We start from the raw sequence: 19,712 nt of genomic DNA, 5'->3' as shown, positions 1-19,712 counted from the left end.
AACTGTTCCGAGGAGCCCGGCATGGCCGACTTTCCCGACCGCAGCCACTGGCAGGCACTGGCCCAGCAGCTTTCGATGCCGACCCAGGCATTCATTGATGGCCGCTACGTCGATGCTGCCCACGGTGCGCGCTTCGACTGCATCAGCCCGATTGATGGCCGCGTGCTGGCGGCGGTTGCCGACTGCGACGCAGAGGACGTAGAGCGCGCAGTGCGGGCGGCGCGGCGTGTCTTCGATGCGGGCCACTGGTCGCAGGCCAGCCCGGTCCATCGCAAGCGCGTGCTGTTGGCCCTGGCGGAGCTGGTGGAAAAACACGCCGACGAGCTTGCCTTGCTGGAAACCCTGGACATGGGCAAGCCGGTGCGTGATGCACGCCGTATCGACCTGCCCGGCGTGGTGCGCTGCCTGACCTGGACCGCCGAGGCGGTGGACAAGCTGTATGGCGAAATCGCACCCACCGGACCGCATGAACTGGGCCTGGTCACGCGCGAGCCTGCCGGCGTGGCGGCGGCGGTCGTGCCATGGAATTTCCCGTTGCTGATGGCCTGCTGGAAGATCGCGCCGGCACTGGCGATGGGCAATTCGGTGGTGCTCAAGCCGTCCGAGCGTTCGCCACTATCGGCGTTGCGGCTGGCGGCGCTGGCGGCCGAGGCGGGCCTGCCGGAGGGGGTGCTGAACGTGCTGCCCGGCCATGGTGCGCGCGTGGGCGAGCCCTTGGCACTGCATATGGACGTGGACGTGCTGGCCTTCACCGGTTCCACCGCCACCGGCGCGAAGCTGCTGGAGTATGCGGGACGGTCCAACCTCAAGCGGGTCTGGCTGGAATGCGGTGGCAAGAGCCCACACCTGGTGTTCGCCGACGCCCCGGACCTGGACGCAGCGGCCAAGGCCGTGGCGCAGGCCATCTTCTTCAACCAGGGCGAAGTCTGCACCGCCGGCTCGCGCCTGCTGGTGCAGCGCTCGATCCGTGAGGACTTCGTGCACCAGGTGATTGCCTATGGCCAGCACATGCAGCCCCGCCATCCACTGGAGGCTGATGCACCGATGGGCGCGCTGGTCGACGCCGCGCACGTGGAGAAGGTGCTGGCCGATATCGCCCGTGCCGAAGGCGAGGGCGCTCGTCTGCTGCTGGGCGGCCATCGGGCCGAGGTGGAAGCCGGCGGCTGCTATGTGCAGCCCACAGTATTCGACCAGGTGCGTCCGGACCACGCGTTGGCACGCGAGGAAGTGTTCGGGCCAGTGCTGGCCGTGCTTGGTTTCGACGACGAGGCCGAAGCGGTGCGCGTGGCCAATGACAGCCGCTATGGATTGGCGGCGGGCCTGTGGACGCGTGACCTGGGCCGCGCCCATCGTGTCGCACGCCAGCTGCGCGCCGGCAGCGTCTGGGTGAACGGCTGGGATGGTGGTGACATGACCGCCCCGTTTGGTGGCTACAAGCAGTCCGGCAATGGCCGTGACAAATCGCTGCACGCGTTCGACAAGTACAGCGAGATCAAGGCCACCTGGATCCAGTTGTAACGACGCGCCCGCCGAGCGCTTTTCGTCGAGCCGAGCCCACGCTCGGCTGCTGTTTGCTCTTTGTAGAGTCGAGCCATGCTCGACTGCTCTTCGCGAGATGCAGCCGAGCACGGCTCGGCTCCACTGCGGCGCTGATGCCGTCACCACCGTCGATGCTGCCCGTAGGAAGACTCAGGATTAGTGGTGCTACCGCAGCCGCGTCCTCCGCGGCAGGCTGGGCGCTGTCTGCCTGCGCAACCGGGGCAGGGCGGGGCATCACCGATGCGGCCGGACGCGTCATCTGTGCGGAGGGCAAGGTGGGCTGCTTGGCTACCGGCGTCGGCAGTTCCGGTGGCAGCCAACGCAGCAAGATCCGTGGGCCGTCGTCGCTGCGCAGTTCGATCCGGCCGCTGTCCAGCAGCCACAGAGAGAGCCCGCCATGCACCAGCAGTACCACCAGCCACGCCGCCATCCGCGGCAGCTTCGGGGAATCGGACCACGACAACGCAACTGCAGCCATCGGCAAGGCATCCATGCAGGGACCGGTGGTGCAGCCTAGCGGGTGGCAGGAAAAAATTCGTTGGCATCGGTGTCGGCTGAAACCATCGCCCCGTGCGACCACCGCCCCGTGGCAGAATCGGCCGATCTACCGTTATCCGTACTGCCGATGTCGACGATCGCTGCTGCCGCGCCGCCCGTGAATTCCCCCCGTCGTGTCCTGCTGGCCAGCCTGATCGGCACCACCATCGAATTCTTCGATTTCTACATCTACGCCACGGCCGCCGTGCTGGTGTTCCCGCACCTGTTCTTCCCGGACAGCAGCGAGCAGGCGGCCCTGCTGCAGTCACTGGCGACCTTCGCGGTGGCGTTCATCGCCCGGCCGGTCGGCTCGGCGGTGTTTGGTCATTTCGGCGACCGCATCGGCCGCAAGGCCACCCTGGTCGCCGCGTTGCTGACCATGGGCCTGTCCACGGTGCTGATCGGCCTGCTGCCGACCCATGCGCAGATCGGGCTGTTGGCACCGGCGCTGCTGGCGCTGTGCCGCTTCGGCCAAGGGCTGGGGCTGGGCGGCGAATGGGGTGGGGCGGTGCTGCTGGCCACCGAGAATGCGCCACCGGGCAAGCGCGCCTGGTACGGCATGTTCCCGCAGCTGGGCGCGCCCATCGGTTTCCTGCTGTCGGCCGGCATCTTCCTGGTGCTGGGCCGCTGCCTGAGCCAGGACGACTTCCTGCAGTGGGGCTGGCGTATCCCGTTCGTGGCCAGCGCGTTGCTGGTCGGCCTCGGCCTGTGGGTGCGCCTGAACATCCACGAGACGCCCGATTTCAAGAAGGCGCTGGAGCGCAAGGCGCCGGTGCGGCTGCCGATGTGGACGGTGCTGCGTGACCACCCGGTGCCGATGCTGCTGGGCACCCTGGGCGCCTTCGCCACCTTCGTGCTGTTCTACCTGATGACCGTGTTCAGCCTGGGCCACGGCACTGCGGTGCTGGGCTATAGCCGCGAGCAGTTCCTGCTGATGCAGATGGTCGGCATGCTGTTCTTCGCACTGGGCATCCCGCTGTCGGCGCGCTATGGCGACCGCTGGGGCACGCGTCGCACCATGATCGTCGCCAGCGTGCTGATCATCGGCTTCGGCGTACTGTTCGCGCCGTTGTTCCAGCCGCACAGCCCATGGCTGGTCACCGCCTTCCTGTGCCTGGGCCTGTTCCTGATGGGCCTGACCTATGGCCCCTGCGGCACCTTCCTGGCCGAGATCTACCCGGTGGAGGTCCGCTACACCGGCGCTTCGCTGTCATTCAACCTGGCCGGCATCCTCGGTGCGGCACCGGCCCCGTATCTGGCGACCTGGCTGGCCGAGCGCTTCGGCCTGGTCGCGGTGGGTTACTACCTGTGCCTGACCGCGGTTGCCACCCTGTGCGCGCTCGTGGCACTGCACCGGCGCGCGCTGCGGCTCAACCAAAGAAGCGCTTGAGCGTGCGACCCAGCCAGCCACCGCCCTGGTGTTCGCGGGCGAACTGGTTCAGGTGCGCCTTGACCTGTTCGGCATAGGCCTGGTCATCACCACGGATGTGGTTGAACAGCCAGCGCGAGAGCATGGTGCGCAGTTCGTCGCTGATGTCCTCGCCGGCCTGGAAGCGCATGCGGTACTCCGATACCCGCTTGATGAAGACCTCATGCACGCGCTTGTGCGCGGCACAGAACGGGTAGCCCGCTTCTTCCATCAGCTCTTCCTCGAACGCGAAGTGCGACATGGTGTAGTCCACCACTTCGTCGATCACTTCACCCACCGCGGCACGCTGCATGCTGGCCTGGGCCACGTGCAGGTGGTTGAGCATTTCGATGATGCGGCGGTGTTGTTGGTCGATCACATCGATGCCGATGTTCAGATCGTCCTGCCAGACCAGTAGTGCCATCCCCGGCTCCCCTTCATGCGTATGTCGGGGCCGACTGTAGAGCCGCCCTGCGCGGGCGGCGTTGATCTGGATCAAAGCGTGCCGGTCAGGGCAGCGCCGGCTCGCGTGGGCGCAGCGGGCTGGCCACCGTGGTGCAGCTGACCCGGTTGCGGCCACCGGCCTTGGCCAGGTACAGCTGGCGGTCGGCTTCGGAGATCAGCCGGTGCAGTGCATCGCGCTGCGGGCGCAGGCAGCACAGGCCGATGCTGACGGTCATGCGCAGGGTGGCAGTGCCGATGTCGACCTCCAGCGCGGCGATGCGCTGGCGCAGTTCCTCGAAGTACAGCAGTGCCTCGTCCTGCTCCATGTCCGGTACCAGAAGGCAGAACTCCTCGCCACCGAAGCGTGCGATCAGGTCATGGCTGCGCGCGTGCGCGGCCACCGCGCTGGCCACAGCGCGCAACGCATCGTCGCCGGCTTCGTGGCCATGGGTGTCGTTGATGTGCTTGAAGTGGTCGATGTCGATCATCGCCACCGCCACGCACTGCCCGTGCAGCTGCAGTTGCGGCAGCTGGCGTTGGCTCTGCTCGAGGAAGCAGCGCCGGTTGGGCAGCCCGGTGAGGAAGTCGCGGGTGGCCAGGTCCTGCAGGGTGCCGATCAGCTCCAGTTGGTCCACATTCTGCGAGACCCGGCAGAAGAATTCCTCGCGCGAGAACGGCTTGCGCAGGAAATCGTTGGCGCCGTTCTTCAGGAAGCGCGGGATCAACGACGCATCGGTATTGCCGGAGATGCCGATCACCGCCACCTTGTCGCGGGAGCGCAGGGTGCGCAGGCGGCGGGTGAACTCCACGCCCTGCATGCCCGGCATTTCCTGGTCGACCACGGCGAGGCGGATCGCCGGATGCGCCTCGATTGCAGCCAGGCCCTCATTGCCATCGGCCGCCTCATGCACCTCATGCCCATACATGCGCAGCAAGGCTGCGGCATAACCGCGCGCGGACGGTGAGTCGTCCACCACCAGCGCGGCGATGCGGCGGTTGCGTTCCAGCCGCTGTACCAGCCACACCAGGTAATCGAGGCTGCCGGGCGTGTTCTTCAGCACATAGTCGATGATCTGCTGCTGCAGCACGCGCTTGCGCAGGTCCTCGTCGTAGACGCCGCTGACCACCACGGTGGGCAGGTTGCGCTTGAGGAAGAACTCGACCACCGCGTCGCGGTCGCCATCGGCCAGCACCAGCCCGGTCAGTACCAGGAACCAGCCGCCACCTTCGTTCAGCAGGCGGTCGGCCTCGGCCAGGGTGGAGGCGATCACCACCGGCAGCTCCAGGCGCTGCTCGATGGCCTCGCGCAGCATGCCGGTGAAAGCACGGGAGTTTTCGACCAGCAGGATCCGCTGCGGCAGCGGATCGGCCAGGTCGCCATCGACGGCGGCCTGCGGCAGGACGGGCATGATGCGGTGGCTCACGAGGGAGGGGCTCGGCACGGATAACGGCGGTTTCGGCTGCAACTTTAGCTGCGAACGCTGCGCGCCGGGCGGGATTGCGTGTCAGGCCGCCGCGGGCGACGCGTGGGTGATTGGTTCATGCAGGACCAGTCGCAGCCGATTGCCCCGACAGTGGACTGCTCCGCCGTAGGCAAGCATCCGCCCGGCCAGGCGCTCGATGGCCTGGTGGGTGGTTCGCGTGGACAGCGTGCAGCCACGGTCGAGCAGGCTCACCACAGCAACAATGCCGCGACGTTTGCCTGCCCGACCGCTCCGGGCACGCACGCATACCTGGCCGGTCTCCAGCTCCAGCAGAAGTGAAACCGCCTCGATCAGCGAGCGATAGATGGCCAGTTGCAGATCCACGGTCAGCAGGCAGGGATTGCCCGCCAGCCTGGGCGGAATGACGCGATGCGTGTTGTTCCAGATTTCGCATGCACCGCCGGCTTGCAGCGCGATGTAGAGCCCGACCTGTTCCAGTCCAGTGGGATAGACCAGGCTGGCCTGTTCACGGAACAGGCGTGAATGCACCGACGACGCGTGCTGCAGGCTGTTTGCGACCGCATGGTGGCCTTGGGACTTCAGCCAGCTGACCATCTCGCTGAGCGAACTGTCCATGCCCTCGCCCAGGTGTTTCAGGTGGACGGCCCGTTCACGCAGCTCACGCTCGCTGGTCTGATGCGAGCCGCGTGCCAGGCGCAGTGTGGTTGCCTCGGCCAGGCCGCGGGACCGGGCGCGCTGATGGTGGTAGCTGATGCTGGAACCCAGTGCCAGCAGTGCGACACTCATCACCGCCATGTTCTGTTGGGTGGCGAACGTGCCCAGGTCGAATGAGGAGGGCAGGCCGGTGCTGGGCGTTGCACCGTGCAGGGGGAGGTTCAACAACGGAATCGCGATGGCCGCGCCGCGCCACCCATGCATGAAGGTCAGGGCGATGGCAGGCAGGGCGGCCAGCAGCACCATGTGTGTCCGCGTCGTGTGGGCGCCGGCGCTTGTCAATTGCATGCTCAGGCCCAACACCAGCATCACCAGGATCGCCGAGGCGGTAGGGGCGACGAAACGGTCGCTCCAACCGGGGTCGGCCTGCCGTCGCGACCAGAGGAATGCCAACGGCACCAGGGTGATGATGGCGGCGAAGTGGCCAAAGATCGTCCGGTCGACCGCGTCCAGCAGATTGCTGGGTGGTGGGTTCGACCATAGGACATATGAAATGCCCAGGTTGAGACCCGGAACGAACAGTGCCGTGCAGAAGGACAGTGACAGCAGCCAGAGACCGGTAGCTGCTTCGGACGGCATTCTCATCCGATGCAGGTAGACCACCAGCATCGCCATCGGCATCAGCAGTGTCGAAGCCAGGATGACCCAGTCCAGGCCATAGGTGTCGATCATGGGGATGCGCAGCGTTGCGAAGTACGCGTACTCGCCCAGCAGCAGGTAGGGCCACAGGCGGGTCGGTACGATCAGCAGTGCCGCTGCACGGATGCCCGCCGGCAGGAAGAACTGATCCAGCGAGAACTGACGCGAACCGAGGCAGCTCAGCGCATAGACGGCCGCGAGGGCGATCCCGGCTGGCCGGATACGGAAGCTCAGTTCAACGGCCTTTTTGAATCGGTCCAAACCCGAGCCTCCCTTGCTCGTGACATGGCAGCGGCGGTGCGGGTTGCTTGAACGCCTCAGGACGCGCCATTGGATGACAGTATCGACAGGAGCATGGGCACGCAATTGCACGCCGGCGCCAGGTCCTGACGGGGTAGGTTCGGCGCCGACCAACGATCACTTTCGAGTAATGATCTGCATCTCCTTTCATTGGGAAAGTCAGATCGCGGTCCGGGGGGGGCCACGGTCGATGGAGCGTGTGCTTTCCCACACGGCTTCAGCAGCGCCTGCCTGGCGGGGAGCTTCCCGTGCTTCGGTCAATACCATCCTGAGCCTGTTGCCACTCAAGTCCATGTGGCCCGCATGTGCTAGGACCCGGCCCAGCAGCTGCTCGTTTGCCAGTTCCTTTGCACGGCTTCCCAGTGATTCGCGGCGGTCCAGAAGAGCCACGCAGATGAAGGCACCACGCTTCCGGATGGAACGTCCGCAGCGGATACTGACCGAGATCTGCCCAGGCTCGCATTTCAATAGAAGCGATACCGCGTCAACCACGAGCCGGTAGGCAGCAAGCTGCAGGCCGACCCCGAGCGCGCAGGGGTCCCCCGTCAACCTGGGTTGTCCGATTCGATGCGTGGCATTCCAAGCCTCACGCACCCCACCGGCTTGCAACGCCACATACAAGCCCAGTCGCTCCAGAGCGGCGGGATAGATCATGCTGGCCTGGGCCCGGAACAGGCGTGAATGCACCTCCGAGGTATGCCGCAGGCTGTCAGCCACCGCGTGATGACCCTGAGCATGGAGCCAGTTCACCATCTCGTTCAGAGACAGGTCCATGCCATCGCCCAGCTGGCGCAGGTGCGCCGCCCGTTCGCGCAGGTCCATCTCGCTGGCCAGATGTGAATTCCGCGCAAGCTGCAGGGCCGCTCTGCCATCTTCCTCGCGCAACCGGTGCTGGTTCTGGAAGTGGGTGATGCGAGCGCCCAGCAGGAGCAGGGCGATGCTGGCGATGGCCATGGCCTGCTGGGTCGCGAAGGTCGCCTGATCGAATGCCGTCGGATGGTCGGAGGGAGTGCTCAGGCCAAGGATCATGTTCACGGCGGCGACACCGATGGCCGCACCGCGCCATCCCAGCAGGCAGGTCAGGGCGATTGCGGGAATAGGCAGGATCAACAACAACTGCAGCGAACCGGGGGCCGTGATCGAGGCAGGTACCGGCGTCGCCTGCAGGCCGATGACCAGCATGGCGGCGAGTGCTGCGACCGTGGCCGCAACAGACCGGGTTGTCCATTTTTCCTCGGCGCGGCGTATCCACAGCAATGCCAGAGGCGCGAGGATCAGGATGCCGGTGAAGTCGCCCAGCGCATAGCGCAACACATTGGTGAGAAATGTCTCTTCATGCAACGGGGCCCAGAGCAGGTACGAGATTCCCAGGTTGAGCAGGCTGATGACCGTCGCGGCGCATGCCGCGATGGAGATCACGCCGACGATCGTGGTACGTGCCAGCAGTCTCCGGTGCAGGCGCACGATCAGCATCACGGCAGGCATCAGGAATACCGAGGCCAGGATCACCCAGGTCAGGTTGTATTTGCTGATCAGCGGGATGCGCAGATGCGCGAAGTAGGCGTATTCACCCATCAGCAGGTAGGGCCAAAGACGGGGTGGGCACAGCAACAGCGCGGCCACCCGCACGCCGGCAGGCAGGAAGAACTGGTCCAAAGACAGCTTGCGCGCGCCCCAGCAGGCCAAGGCATAGAGCAGCGCCAGCACCAGCCCCTCGGGGCTGACGCGTATCTTCACCTGCAGGCCGTCCTTCCACCACTGCATCCACGTGCTCCCCAGCGCCTGCGCCGATTATGTGGCTGGGAAGGGTCCCGCTACCACAACGCATCCCGCAGCTTGTACCACGACATCGCCGCCACCAGCAGCGGCGTGCGCAGCAGCCGGCCGCCGGGGAAGGGCGCATGGCGCAGGCGCTGGAATACGTCCAGGCGCTCGCTCTGGCCGGCGATGGCGGCGGCGATCACCTCGCCGGCCAACCCGGCGGCGGCGACGCCATGCCCCGAAAACCCCTGCGCGAAATACAGATTGCCGTCCAGCCGGCCCCAGTGGGGTGCGCGGTTGCGGGTGATGTCCACGTAGCCACCCCAGACCTGGTCCAGTACCACGTCGGCCAGCTGCGGGAAGACATCGTGCATGCGTCGCTGCATCACCCCGCGCAGGCCGGGCGGGGGCAGTGCCGAGTAGCTGGCGCGGCCGCCGAAGAGCAGGCGGTGGTCGTGGCTGAGGCGGAAGTAATCCAGTGCCCAGGCGGTGTCGGCCACGGCCATGTTGTTGCCGATCAGGGCGCGTGCACGTTCGGCACCCAGTGGCTCACTGGCACCGATGTAGGTGCCCACCGGCATGATCCGCCGCTCCAGCTCGGGCAGCAGGCCCTGCAGCCAGGCGTTGCCGGCCACCACCAGGTGTGCGGCGCGCACGCGGCCCTGTGCAGTGTGCAGGGTCGGCTGCGCTCCGCGCTGGATGCGCACCACGGGCGAATCCTCGTGGATGACCACCCCCGCCGCACGCGCTGCAGCGGCCAGGCCGCGCGCGTACGCCAGCGGGTGCAGGTGCGCGCTGAGCGGGTCGAACATCGCGGCTCGATAGCGCGGGCTGTCCAGCTGCGCGCGCAGGGCGTCACGGCTCCACCACTGCATGGGGTAGTCGTAATGCCGTTGCAGGTGCTCGCAGTTGGCCTGCAGGTCGCGCTCGTGGCGTTCACGGATGGCGACGCTGGCGTGGCCTTCAACCCAATGGCAGTCGATGCGGTGGCGATCGATGCGGGTGCGCATCGCCTGCACCGCGTCGCGCGACCAGTCGAACAGGTGGCGTGCATCGTCGCGACCCAGCTGCCGCTCCAGCTCGTCCACCTCGCAGCCGTAGCCGACCAGTGCCTGGCCGCCATTGCGGCCGGAGGCGCCCCAGCCGATCCGCTGCGCCTCCAGCAGCACCACGCGCTGGCCGCGCGCGGCCAGTTCCAGCGCAGCAGTGAGGCCGGTATAGCCGGCGCCTAGCACCGCGACATCGGCATGTACGTCACCCTGCAACGGAGGCAGTGCGGGCGGCTCGGGCAGGCTGGCTGCGTACCAGCTGGGCGGGAAGGCGGCGCTCACTGCTGGCCTCGCGGGCGCAGGGCGGCAGGACGGAGCGGGGCAGGTCGATCAGCGTTCACCCGCGTAGTTTCACCGATGCGCGACGGCCGTGGCGTGACGGCGATGACTTGCCGCCATTGCGGACAGGCGGGTAACGTGTCGGCACGCCAAGGAGTTTTCCATGCGTCGCCTGCCCTGGGTGGGGCTGCCCACCGACAGCACCGTGCTCGGCCATCATCGTTTCGCGGTGGCCGGCGAGAAGTACGTGCGTGCGTTGGTTGAGGCGGCCGACGTTACCCCGGTGATACTGCCCAGCCTGCAGCCACCGCTGCCGCCCGCCGACTGGCTGCACGGCCTCGATGGCCTGCTGCTGACCGGTGCGGTCAGCAACATCGAACCACAACACTACGAAGGCGGCCGCAGTTGGCCGGGGAACCCGCATGATCCGGCCCGCGATGCCAGCGCCTTCGCACTGCTGCACGAGGCGCTGGCGTTGGACCTGCCGGTGCTGGCGATCTGCCGCGGCTTCCAGGAGTTGAACGTTGCGCTGGGTGGCACGCTGCATCCGCAGGTGCACGCGGTACCGGGTCTGTCGGATCATCGTGAAGACCCGCAGGCGCCGGTTGAGGTGCAGTATGGGCCGGTCCATGCGGTCGCCCTGGCGGTTGATGGTTGGCTGGCGCAGTGGCAGGGTGGCGACCGCGCACAGGTCAATTCCGTTCACGGGCAGGGTATCGATCGACTGGCGCACGGGCTGCAGGTCGAGGCCGTGGCCGATGATGGACTGGTCGAGGCGGCGCGCAGCACACGCCATCGTTTCGTGCTCGGCGTACAGTGGCACCCGGAGTGGCGTGTCATGGATTCGCCGTTCTATCACGTTATTTTCCGTGCGTTCGGCCAAGCTTGCCGGCAGCACCAACAGAACCGACTGGATTCCCGATGAGTTCCCGAACGCGCCCGCGCAAGACGGCTACGCCCCCCGCACCGCAGGAAAGCAGCCTGCTGCGCTGGTTGAAGGAGCGGCGCATCACCGAGGTCGAATGCCTGGTGCCGGACATCACCGGCAACGCGCGCGGCAAGATCATTCCCGCCGACAAGTTCTCGCACGACTACGGTACGCGGCTGCCCGAAGGCATCTTCGCCACCACCGTCACCGGCGAGTTCCCTGATGACTACTACGAGCTGACCTCGCCGTCGGACTCGGACATGATGCTGCGCCCCGATCCTGACACGGTGCGCATGGTGCCGTGGGCGGCCGATGCCACCGCGCAGGTCATCCACGATTGCTACACCAAGAACGGTGAGCCGCACGAACTGGCACCGCGCAATGTGCTGCGCCGCGTGCTGGCAGCCTACGCCGAGCTGGGCCTACGCCCGGTGGTGGCGCCGGAGCTGGAGTTCTTCCTGGTGCAGAAGAACACCGACCCGGACTTCCCGCTGCTGCCACCGGCCGGCCGCTCCGGGCGCCCGGAGACGGCGCGGCAGTCGTACTCGATTGACGCGGTCAACGAATTCGACCCGATCCTCGACCTGATGTACGACTACGCCGATGCGATGAAGCTGGACGTGGACACGTTGATCCATGAGTCCGGCGCGGCGCAGCTGGAGGTCAATTTCACCCACGCCGATGCGATGGACCTGGCCGACCAGGTGTTCCTGTTCAAGCGCACCATGCGCGAGGCGGCGATGCGCCACGGCGTGTATGCCACGTTCCTGGCCAAGCCGATGGAGAACGAGCCGGGCAGTGCCATGCACATCCACCAGAGCCTGGTGCGGGTGAGCGACGGCAGCAATGTGTTCGCCGGTGATACCGATGCTGAAGGCGAGTTCAGCCCGGTGTTCGGCCACTATCTGGGCGGCCTGCAGAAGTACGCGCCGCAGGCGATGGCGTTCTTCGCGCCGAACGTCAATTCCTACCGCCGGCTGGTGTTCGGCGAAGTCTCGCCGAGCAACGTGCACTGGGGCTTCGACAACCGCACCTGCGGCCTGCGCGTGCCGCTGGACACGCCGGAAAACATGCGCGTGGAGAGCCGTTTCGCCGGCTCCGACGCCAACCCCTACCTGGCGATGGCCGCGACCCTGGCCTGCGGCCTGCTTGGCATCCGCGAGCGGCTGGCACCGGACGCGCCGGTGACCGGCAGTGCCAAGGAACTGGGCTACAACCTGCCGCGCTCGCTGGGCGAAGCGCTGGATGGGCTGGAGCAGTGCAGCGAGCTGCAGGCCCTGCTGGGCGAGCGCTTCTGCCGGGCCTACATCTCGGTGAAGCGCAAGGAATACGAGACCTTTTTCCGTGTCATCAGCTCGTGGGAGCGCGAGTTCCTGCTGCTGAACGTCTGAGCATCTGGAATAGAAAAATCCGCCGCCGGGGGGTAGGCTGGCACCCGTCGCCGGCCCCGCCGGCCCCCCTTCCCGCATTCTGGAGCACCCGATGAAGCTGCGTATCCTCACGCTCGGCCTGGCCTCCGCCATGCTTGCCGCCTGTGGCGGTGGCAACGGCGGCGCGCAGGACAGCCAGGTCCTGAACGTCTACAACTACAGCGATTACATCGCCGAGGACACCATCCCGACCTTCGAGAAGGAGAGCGGCATCAAGGTGACCTACGATGTGTTCGACAGCGACGAGATGGTCGAGACCAAGCTGCTGGCCGGCAACAGCGGCTACGACGTGGTGGTGCCGACCCTGAACTTCTTCGGGCGCCAGATCCAGGCCGGCGTGTTCCTGCCGCTGGACAAGAGCAGGATCCCGAACCTGGCCAACCTCGATCCGGCGGTGATGAAGCGCATCGCCACCCAGGACCCGGGCAACCAGTACGGCGTGCCGTACATGATCGGTACCACCGGCATCGGCTACAACGTGGAGATGCTGAAGCAGCGTTTCGGTGGCAGTACCGACATCGCCAACAGCTGGGACCTGGTGTTCAAGCCGGAGAACATCAGCAAGATGAAGGACTGCGGCGTGACCATCCTGGACACGCCGGCGGACATGATCCCGATCGCGCTGCACTACCTGGGCCTGGACCCGCACAGCGGCGACCCGGCCGAGCTGCAGAAGGCGGCCGACCTGCTGAAGTCGATCCGCCCGTACGTGCAGAACTTCCACTCCTCGCAGTACGTGGGTTCGCTGGCCAACGGTGGCACCTGTCTGGTGGTCGGCTGGTCGGGTGACATCATCCAGGCCCGCGACCGCGCCGAGGAAGCCAGCAATGGCGTGCATGTGGCCTATTCGATCCCGAAGGAAGGCGCCCCGCAGTGGTTCGACATGCTGGCGATCCCGAAGGACGCCAAGCATCCGGAAGCCGCGTACGCGTTCATCAACTACCTGCTGCAGCCGAAGGTTGCCGCGGCCAACACCAACTTCATCCATTACGCCAACCCGGTGCCGACCGCGACCCCGCTGGTGGACGAGGCGATCCGTACCGACCCGACCATCTACCCGCCGGCCGATGTGGCCGAGAAGATGTTCACGTACTCGATCAACACGCCGGAGACCGACAAGCTCTATACCCGGCTGTGGACCGAGGTGAAGACCGGCCGGTAAGCGGCGCGGGTAGCGCCGGGCCATGCCCGGCGGCTGCCTTACCCTGCGTCGGAGTCGACCCTGTCGCTCCGGCCAAGGTGCTGCAGGATGGCAGGCAGCAGGTCGCGTGCATCGCGACCGCCGTTGCACAGGAACGACGAACTCATCCGCTGCAGGTTGTGCATGCCAATGAAGAACAGCCCCGGTTGCGGTGAAACACCGAACTCGCCGAGGGGGTAGCCATGTGCATCCAGCGCGCCCGGCACGTCGAGCCAGGGCCATTCGGCGACGAAGCCGGTGGCCAGCACCACCGAGCGGATACCCGCGGCCTGCAGGTCCAGTTCGCGCGGGGATGTGTCCGGTTCCCAGTGCAGATAGACCTCCTCCGGAATGTAGCGGGCATCGTCGGTGCGTGGCTCGGGATGCGTGGCGTAGTACGCGCTGGCCAGCGAATCGAGATAGGCGTATTCGGCCCGCGTCGCCTCGATCGCGGTACGCAGCTGCGGGCGGACATCGGCGAAGCGGGCGATGCTTCCATCGAAGCCCTGCAACCGGCCCAGCAGCCTGATGCCCGCGCGGTGCATCGCCAGCAGGCTGATCGAGCTGCCCAGGCCGCCGCTTCCCTTGCCGGAAATGAGCGGGAACTCCGCGGTACGCGCCTTGCGCAGCGCATCCGGTTCCCCGGCCAGCACGCCCGCCGCTTCACTCACATGCTGGTGGATGCGCCCGGCCATGTCCCACCAGGTCATCGAGTCCTTGCCGCGCAGCCGGCGGGTATGCGAATGACGCTGGGCCAGTGACCAGTACACGCTGCGACCGCTGTCGTGCAGGTCCTGGGCGATCTGCGCGCCGGACTGCCCACCTCCGATGACCAGCACGGTGCCATCGGGCAGCTGGCGGGCACCACGGTAGTCGCCCGAGTGCAGCACGGCAAGGCCGGGCGCGGGCGCGAAGGGGACCCGGGGCATCCGCGCACGGCGGTACTCACCGGTCGCGACCACCACCGCGCGGGCATGGATCAGCCCCTGGCTGCTGTCGATGGCATAGCCGCCGCACTCGGGCGCGACCCGATGTACCGCGCACCCTTCGCTGATCGGCAACACGCGCTCGTCGGCATAGTCGCGGAGCCGGCGGATCACCTCCGGGGCGCCCATGAAGCCTTCCGGGTCATCGCCCGCATAGGCATGACCGTGCAGGGCCATGGTCGCGTTGGCGGTGTTGGTCTGGAACGAATCCCAGCGCCGCTGCCAGCTGGCGCCCACGGTTTCGGCCTCCAGCACGCGATGCTCGACGCCGGCCTCCTGCAGGAGTGCGCTGAGGGACAACCCGGCCTGGCCGGCGCCGATGATGGCCAGCGGCAGCCCTGCGGGCACGGATGACGACGGACGGGAAGGGAGAGCGGAGGGGCTGACGGGGGGAATCAACGGGATGGGTCCATGCAAGGCCTTGATCCGGGCCATTGCGCGGGGGATGCCCCGGGCCTTCAACAGATCCCGCTCCGAAAAACGTTGCAGATCGGGTCGTTGCCCGTGGTGTCTGGCCGGGACGCCGCAGGCGCGATCGGGCAGCCCCGGCCTTTTGCGCGGACGGGCCCTGATGGCGGGGTAAAACCGACACCCCCTGCGGCCCGGGAGCGGGCCGCTGGCGGCTTCCGCCCGTCGCCGTCATATCCCCTTCGGCCCCCGGCCGTTAGAATGGCGGCCGCTGTCCACCGCCCGCTCCCGGAGCCCCCATGCCCGTTGAAGCCCAGCCGGTAGCCGCCGTCGTCGACACGACCGGTGCGCCCGGCTATCTCTCCATTCGTGATTTGCGCAAGGAATTCGACGGTTTCGTCGCCGTCGACGACGTCAATCTGGACGTGCGCAAGGGCGAGATCTTTGCCCTGCTCGGTGGCTCCGGCAGTGGCAAATCGACCCTGCTGCGCTGCCTCGGCGGCTTCGAGACGCCCACCAAGGGCAGCATCACCCTCGATGGCCAGCGCCTGGACGCGCTGCCGCCGTACCAGCGGCCGGTCAACATGATGTTCCAGTCCTACGCCCTGTTCCCGCACATGACGGTCGAGCAGAACATCGCCTTCGGCCTGAAGCAGGACGGCCTGGGCAAGGACGCGATCAGCAAGCGCGTCGGCGAAATGCTGGACCTGGTGCAGATGGGCCATCTGGGCAAGCGCAAGCCGCACCAGCTGTCCGGTGGCCAGCAGCAGCGCGTGGCGCTGGCGCGGTCGCTGGCCAAGGGGCCGAAGCTGCTGCTGCTGGACGAGCCGATGGGCGCGCTGGACAAGAAGCTGCGCTCGCAGATGCAGCTGGAACTGGTCAGCATCATCGAATCGTCGGGCGTGACCTGCGTGATGGTCACCCACGACCAGGAAGAAGCGATGACCATGGCTACCCGCATCGCGGTGATGGATGCCGGCTGGATCCAGCAGGTCGGCAAGCCCGACGAGGTCTACGAGCAGCCGGCCAACCGCTTCGTCGCCGAGTTCATCGGCTCGGTCAACCTGTTCGACGGGGTGATCGACGAGGACCTGCCCGAGTATGTGACCGTGCGTTCGCCGCTGTTCCCGGCGCCGATCTACATCGCCCATGGCATCACGGGCTATGAAGGGCAGCCGGTCGCGTTCGCGCTGCGCCCGGAGAAGGTGATGATCGGCAAGGACGAGCCGGAAGGGCACACCAACAAGGCGCAGGGCGTGATCGAGGACATCGCCTACTTCGGCAGCCACTCGGTCTACCACGTGCGCCTGCCCAGCGGCGCCAAGGTACTGGCCAACTTCGCCAATTCGCAGCGCTGGGCCAGCGATGGCCTGACCTGGGGCGACAGCGTGTGGGTGCACTGGCGCGACAACGACGGCGTGGTGCTGACCTCATGAGCACCGCCGGCCTGAAGCGCTGGCTGCCGGGGCTGCGTGCCACGGTGATCGGCATTCCGTACCTGTGGCTGCTGCTGTTCTTCGCAGTGCCGTTCCTGATCGTGCTGATGATCAGCTTCTCGCTCAGCCGGGTCGGCTCGCCGCCGTACACCTGGCTGCTGCAGTACGTGGATGGCGGTTTCTCGCTGAAGCTGAACCTGGAAAACTACCTGGCGCTGTTCCGCGATTCGATCTATGCGCAGGCGTTCCTCAGCTCGATCAAGATCGCGGCGATCTCCACCTTCCTGACCCTGCTGATCGGCTACCCGATGGCCTATGCCATCGCCCGCCTGTCACCGGCAGCACGCAATGTGGCGATGATGCTGGTGGTGCTGCCGTCGTGGACCTCGTTCCTGATCCGCGTGTATGCGTGGAAGGCGATCCTGGACCGCAATGGCCTGCTCGACCAGTTCCTGCAGTTCACCGGCCTGCAATCGCTGATGACCAGCCTGGGCCTGCCCAAGCTGCAGCTGATCGATACGCCGACCGCCGCCTACATCGGCATCGTCTACTGCTACCTGCCGTTCATGGTGCTGCCGCTGTACGCCAACCTGGTCAAGCATGACCACCGGCTGCTGGAAGCGGCCTACGACCTTGGCGCCAAGCCATGGCAGGCGTTCCTGCGCATCACCCTGCCGTTGTCGAAGGCGGGCATCATCGCCGGTTGCATGCTGGTGATGATTCCGGCGATCGGTGAATTCGTGATCCCGGAAATGCTGGGTGGCTCGGAGACGCTGATGGTGGGCCGCCAGCTGTGGAACGAGTTCTTCAACAACCGTAACTGGCCGGGCGCCTCGGCGATGGCGGTGGCGATGATCCTGTTGCTGCTGGTGCCGATCCTGCTGTTCAACCGTTCCCAGCAGCGCCTGCTGGAAGGGAAGCAGGCATGAGCCCGCGTACTGCCAAGGGCCTGGGGCTGGGCGTGCTGCTGCTCGGCTTCGCCTTCCTGTACCTGCCGATCCTGCTGTTGATGTTCTATTCGTTCAACAGCTCGCGGCTGGCGATGGTCTGGGCCGGATTCTCCACCCGCGCCTACAGCGACCTGTTCGCCGACCGCGCGCTGATGGATGCGATGTGGACCAGCCTGGTGGTTGCGTTCTGGACCGCCTGCACCGCCACCGTGCTGGGCACGCTGGCGGCGATGGTGATGACCCGCTTCAAGCGCTTCCGCGGCAAGCCGCTGTTCGGCGCGCTGGTCACCGCACCGCTGGTGATGCCGGACGTGATCCTGGGCTTCTCGCTGATGGCGCTGCTGGCCTCGATGGGCGCGATTCCCGGCTTCCCGGCACGCGGCCTGACCACCATCTGGATCGCCCACGTCACCTTCACGCTGTGCTTCGTCACGGTGGTGGTGTCCTCGCGCCTGCAGGAAATGGACCTGTCGCTGGAAGAAGCGGCGATGGACCTGGGCGCGAGCCGGCTGACCGTGTTCGGCCGCATCACCCTGCCGATCATCGCGCCGGCGCTGGTGGCGGGCTGGCTGCTGGCCTTCACCCTGTCGCTGGATGACGTGGTGGTGGCGAGCTTCGTCGCCACGCCGGGCTCGACCACGCTGCCGATGAAGGTGTTCGCGTCGGTGCGCATGGGCATCAGCCCGAAGATCAATGCGTTGGCCACGCTGCTGGTGTCGGCGGTGTCGGTCGCCGCGGTGATCGGCTGGTACATCAATGCGCGTGCGGAGAAGCGGCGCCAGCGCGACCTGCAGCTGGCGCGGCAGGACAACGGCTGACGCCGCAGCCACATCCGGCTCACGGCCGGCGGCGCACAATGGGGGTCTTCCAGAAGGAGATCCCCCATGACCGTCGAGATCGTCGACCCGGCCACCGGACAGGTGACCTACCGCCATGAACTGATGGGCGCTGCCGACATCGAGCAGCGCCTGCAGGCCGCTGCCGATGCATTTCCGGGCTGGGCCGAGCGCTCGTTGCAGGACCGCGGCGCCATCCTGCGCCAGATCGCCGCGCAGCTGCGCACGCGTCGCGACGACCTGCAGCAGGCGATGACCCACGAGATGGGCAAGCTCAAGACCGAGGCGCTGGCTGAAGTGGACAAGTGCGCCGCCGCCTGCGAGTACTACGCCGACCATGCTGCCGACTACCTCAAGCCGCAGCTGATCGACACCGAAGCCCAGCGCAGTTACGTGCGCTACGAGCCGATCGGCTGCGTGTTCGCGGTGATGCCGTGGAATTTCCCGATCTGGCAGGTGTTTCGTTTCCTGGCCCCGGCGTTCATGGCCGGCAACGTGGCCCTGCTCAAGCACGCCAGCAACGTACCGCAGTGTGCCGACCTGATCCTGGCGGTGTGCCGTGATGGTGGCCTGCCGGACGGCGTGTTCGACGTGCTGCACATCGACAACGACCAGGCCGCCGACGTGCTGCGCGACGCACGGGTGAAGGCGGTGACGCTGACCGGCAGCGAGCGGGCAGGGCGCTCGATCGCCTCCAACGCCGGCAGCCAGTTGAAGAAGTCGGTGATGGAGCTGGGTGGCAGTGACGCCTTCGTGGTGCTCGACGATGCCGACCTCGACAAAACCGTGGCGGCGGCAGTGAAGTCACGCTTCGATAACAGCGGGCAGACCTGCATTGCGGCCAAGCGCTTCATCGTGGTCGATGCGGTGGCCGATGAATTCACCCGTCGCTTTGTGGAAGCGGCGGGTGAGCGCCAGTACGGCGATCCCGATGAGCGGGGCACCACGCTGGCGCCAATGGCGCGCGCCGACCTACGTGACGAACTGCACAAGCAGGTGCAGGCCAGCGTCGCCAAGGGCGCACGTGTGCTGGTCGGTGGCGAGCCGATTGCCGGTACGCATGCCGGCTATCCGGCCACCGTGCTCGACCAAGTGGGGCCGGGCATGCCGGCCTACGATGAAGAACTGTTCGGTCCGGTTGCCGCGGTGATCCGGGTGAAGGATGAGGCCGAGGCACTGCGCGTGGCCAACGACACCCGTTTCGGCCTGGGCGGCAGCGTGTGGACGCGCGACCCGGTGCGCGGTGAACGTTTCGCTCAGCGCATGGAATGCGGCGCCGCATTCGTCAACGCCATCGTCAAGAGCGACGCGCGGTTGCCGTTCGGCGGCAGCAAGCAGTCCGGTTTCGGTCGCGAACTGGCCGACCACGGCATCCATGAGTTCATGAACATCAAGACGGTCTACGTCGCTTGATGCGGTCGCCTGTGTAGAGCCGAGCCCATG

At 66.7% G+C, this 19,712-nt stretch carries 16 protein-coding genes; 9 read left to right on the top strand and 7 right to left on the bottom strand.

Annotated features, from left to right (window positions below; all coding sequences use genetic code 11):
- The first annotated feature begins 21 nt into the window (after positions 1–21).
- Positions 22–1,518 carry an aldehyde dehydrogenase gene (locus ACZK0Z_RS15660; protein ID WP_049431269.1) on the top strand — a complete coding sequence of 499 codons (1,497 nt, stop codon included), beginning with the start codon at positions 22–24 and terminating at the stop codon, positions 1,516–1,518.
- On the opposite strand, the gene ACZK0Z_RS15655 is transcribed toward ACZK0Z_RS15660, so the two are convergent.
- The gene (locus tag ACZK0Z_RS15655) at positions 1,493–2,017 is read right to left on the bottom strand and encodes a hypothetical protein (RefSeq protein WP_336339801.1); all 525 of its coding nucleotides are present in this window, start codon (positions 2,015–2,017) and stop codon (positions 1,493–1,495) included. The two genes, ACZK0Z_RS15660 and ACZK0Z_RS15655, sit on opposite strands and share 26 nt — an antisense overlap.
- Before the next feature lie 147 nt (positions 2,018–2,164).
- Here ACZK0Z_RS15655 and ACZK0Z_RS15650 point away from each other — a divergent pair, with 147 nt between their 5' ends.
- Entirely contained in the window at positions 2,165–3,466 is a 1,302-nt protein-coding gene (locus ACZK0Z_RS15650; protein ID WP_197620293.1) for an MFS transporter, read from the top strand.
- On the opposite strand, the gene ACZK0Z_RS15645 is transcribed toward ACZK0Z_RS15650, so the two are convergent.
- The 5 genes from ACZK0Z_RS15645 to ACZK0Z_RS15625 form a co-directional block, all read right to left on the bottom strand.
- Positions 3,447–3,908, bottom strand: a complete 462-nt coding sequence (locus ACZK0Z_RS15645) for a bacteriohemerythrin (RefSeq protein ID WP_004151683.1) — start codon at positions 3,906–3,908, stop codon at positions 3,447–3,449. The genes ACZK0Z_RS15650 and ACZK0Z_RS15645 overlap by 20 nt on opposite strands.
- Positions 3,909–3,993: 85 nt before the next feature.
- Positions 3,994–5,337, bottom strand: a complete 1,344-nt coding sequence (locus ACZK0Z_RS15640; RefSeq protein ID WP_197620292.1) for a diguanylate cyclase — start codon at positions 5,335–5,337, stop codon at positions 3,994–3,996.
- 96 nt (positions 5,338–5,433) lie between these two features.
- The gene (locus tag ACZK0Z_RS15635) at positions 5,434–6,987 is read right to left on the bottom strand and encodes an MASE1 domain-containing protein (protein WP_049431275.1); all 1,554 of its coding nucleotides are present in this window, start codon (positions 6,985–6,987) and stop codon (positions 5,434–5,436) included.
- Between the two features lie 198 nt (positions 6,988–7,185).
- Positions 7,186–8,790 (bottom strand): MASE1 domain-containing protein, encoded by a 1,605-nt coding sequence (locus ACZK0Z_RS15630; protein WP_049431278.1) that lies wholly within the window; start codon positions 8,788–8,790, stop codon positions 7,186–7,188.
- 50 nt (positions 8,791–8,840) lie between these two features.
- Positions 8,841–10,118 carry an NAD(P)/FAD-dependent oxidoreductase gene (locus ACZK0Z_RS15625; RefSeq protein WP_197620291.1) on the bottom strand — a complete coding sequence of 426 codons (1,278 nt, stop codon included), beginning with the start codon at positions 10,116–10,118 and terminating at the stop codon, positions 8,841–8,843.
- 160 nt (positions 10,119–10,278) lie between these two features.
- On the opposite strand from ACZK0Z_RS15625, the gene ACZK0Z_RS15620 reads away from it, so the two are divergent.
- The 3 genes from ACZK0Z_RS15620 to ACZK0Z_RS15610 all read left to right on the top strand — a co-directional run bounded on the left by ACZK0Z_RS15620 (position 10,279) and on the right by ACZK0Z_RS15610 (position 13,635).
- Positions 10,279–11,040, top strand: a complete 762-nt coding sequence (locus tag ACZK0Z_RS15620) for a gamma-glutamyl-gamma-aminobutyrate hydrolase family protein (RefSeq protein ID WP_049431284.1) — start codon at positions 10,279–10,281, stop codon at positions 11,038–11,040.
- Positions 11,037–12,434 (top strand): glutamine synthetase family protein, encoded by a 1,398-nt coding sequence (locus ACZK0Z_RS15615; protein ID WP_005408818.1) that lies wholly within the window; start codon positions 11,037–11,039, stop codon positions 12,432–12,434. The genes ACZK0Z_RS15620 and ACZK0Z_RS15615 overlap by 4 nt, the downstream gene beginning before the upstream one ends.
- Positions 12,435–12,525: 91 nt before the next feature.
- Positions 12,526–13,635 carry a polyamine ABC transporter substrate-binding protein gene (locus ACZK0Z_RS15610; protein WP_106550350.1) on the top strand — a complete coding sequence of 370 codons (1,110 nt, stop codon included), beginning with the start codon at positions 12,526–12,528 and terminating at the stop codon, positions 13,633–13,635.
- Between the two features lie 38 nt (positions 13,636–13,673).
- On the opposite strand, the gene ACZK0Z_RS15605 is transcribed toward ACZK0Z_RS15610, so the two are convergent.
- On the bottom strand, positions 13,674–15,074 hold the full coding sequence (locus ACZK0Z_RS15605; protein WP_197620288.1) for a flavin-containing monooxygenase: 1,401 nt from the start codon (positions 15,072–15,074) through the stop codon (positions 13,674–13,676).
- A gap of 272 nt (positions 15,075–15,346) precedes the next feature.
- Here ACZK0Z_RS15605 and ACZK0Z_RS15600 point away from each other — a divergent pair, with 272 nt between their 5' ends.
- The 4 genes from ACZK0Z_RS15600 (at position 15,347) to ACZK0Z_RS15585 (ending at position 19,682) form a co-directional block, all read left to right on the top strand.
- Complete coding sequence (locus tag ACZK0Z_RS15600; RefSeq protein ID WP_010486163.1) at positions 15,347–16,483, top strand: ABC transporter ATP-binding protein; 1,137 nt, start codon at positions 15,347–15,349, stop codon at positions 16,481–16,483.
- A complete protein-coding gene (locus ACZK0Z_RS15595) occupies positions 16,480–17,412 on the top strand; it encodes an ABC transporter permease subunit (protein ID WP_049431291.1) in 933 nt (310 codons plus the stop codon). The genes ACZK0Z_RS15600 and ACZK0Z_RS15595 overlap by 4 nt, the downstream gene beginning before the upstream one ends.
- Positions 17,409–18,251, top strand: a complete 843-nt coding sequence (locus tag ACZK0Z_RS15590; protein ID WP_049431292.1) for an ABC transporter permease subunit — start codon at positions 17,409–17,411, stop codon at positions 18,249–18,251. The genes ACZK0Z_RS15595 and ACZK0Z_RS15590 overlap by 4 nt, the downstream gene beginning before the upstream one ends.
- A 66-nt stretch (positions 18,252–18,317) precedes the next feature.
- A complete protein-coding gene (locus ACZK0Z_RS15585) occupies positions 18,318–19,682 on the top strand; it encodes an aldehyde dehydrogenase family protein (RefSeq protein WP_197633510.1) in 1,365 nt (454 codons plus the stop codon).
- Positions 19,683–19,712 lie beyond the last annotated feature (30 nt).

It is taken from the genome of Stenotrophomonas sp. 116085_Sma (assembly GCF_056479585.1).
This window is presented reverse-complemented; position numbering and strand designations above follow the sequence as displayed.

Bases quoted from the DNA above. Each gene is read 5' to 3' on its own strand.
- ACZK0Z_RS15610 (WP_106550350.1), top strand. From the start codon at position 12,526: ATGAAGCTGCGTATCCTCACGCTCGGCCTGGCCTCCGCCATGCTTGCC.
- ACZK0Z_RS15650 (WP_197620293.1), top strand. From the start codon at position 2,165: ATGTCGACGATCGCTGCTGCCGCGCCGCCCGTGAATTCCCCCCGTCGT.
- ACZK0Z_RS15600 (WP_010486163.1), top strand. From the start codon at position 15,347: ATGCCCGTTGAAGCCCAGCCGGTAGCCGCCGTCGTCGACACGACCGGT.
- ACZK0Z_RS15655 (WP_336339801.1), bottom strand. From the start codon at position 2,017: ATGGCTGCAGTTGCGTTGTCGTGGTCCGATTCCCCGAAGCTGCCGCGG.
- ACZK0Z_RS15585 (WP_197633510.1), top strand. From the start codon at position 18,318: ATGACCGTCGAGATCGTCGACCCGGCCACCGGACAGGTGACCTACCGC.
- ACZK0Z_RS15605 (WP_197620288.1), bottom strand. From the start codon at position 15,074: ATGGCCCGGATCAAGGCCTTGCATGGACCCATCCCGTTGATTCCCCCC.
- ACZK0Z_RS15645 (WP_004151683.1), bottom strand. From the start codon at position 3,908: ATGGCACTACTGGTCTGGCAGGACGATCTGAACATCGGCATCGATGTG.
- ACZK0Z_RS15630 (WP_049431278.1), bottom strand. From the start codon at position 8,790: ATGCAGTGGTGGAAGGACGGCCTGCAGGTGAAGATACGCGTCAGCCCC.
- ACZK0Z_RS15620 (WP_049431284.1), top strand. From the start codon at position 10,279: ATGCGTCGCCTGCCCTGGGTGGGGCTGCCCACCGACAGCACCGTGCTC.
- ACZK0Z_RS15595 (WP_049431291.1), top strand. From the start codon at position 16,480: ATGAGCACCGCCGGCCTGAAGCGCTGGCTGCCGGGGCTGCGTGCCACG.
- ACZK0Z_RS15590 (WP_049431292.1), top strand. From the start codon at position 17,409: ATGAGCCCGCGTACTGCCAAGGGCCTGGGGCTGGGCGTGCTGCTGCTC.
- ACZK0Z_RS15640 (WP_197620292.1), bottom strand. From the start codon at position 5,337: ATGCCCGTCCTGCCGCAGGCCGCCGTCGATGGCGACCTGGCCGATCCG.
- ACZK0Z_RS15615 (WP_005408818.1), top strand. From the start codon at position 11,037: ATGAGTTCCCGAACGCGCCCGCGCAAGACGGCTACGCCCCCCGCACCG.
- ACZK0Z_RS15660 (WP_049431269.1), top strand. From the start codon at position 22: ATGGCCGACTTTCCCGACCGCAGCCACTGGCAGGCACTGGCCCAGCAG.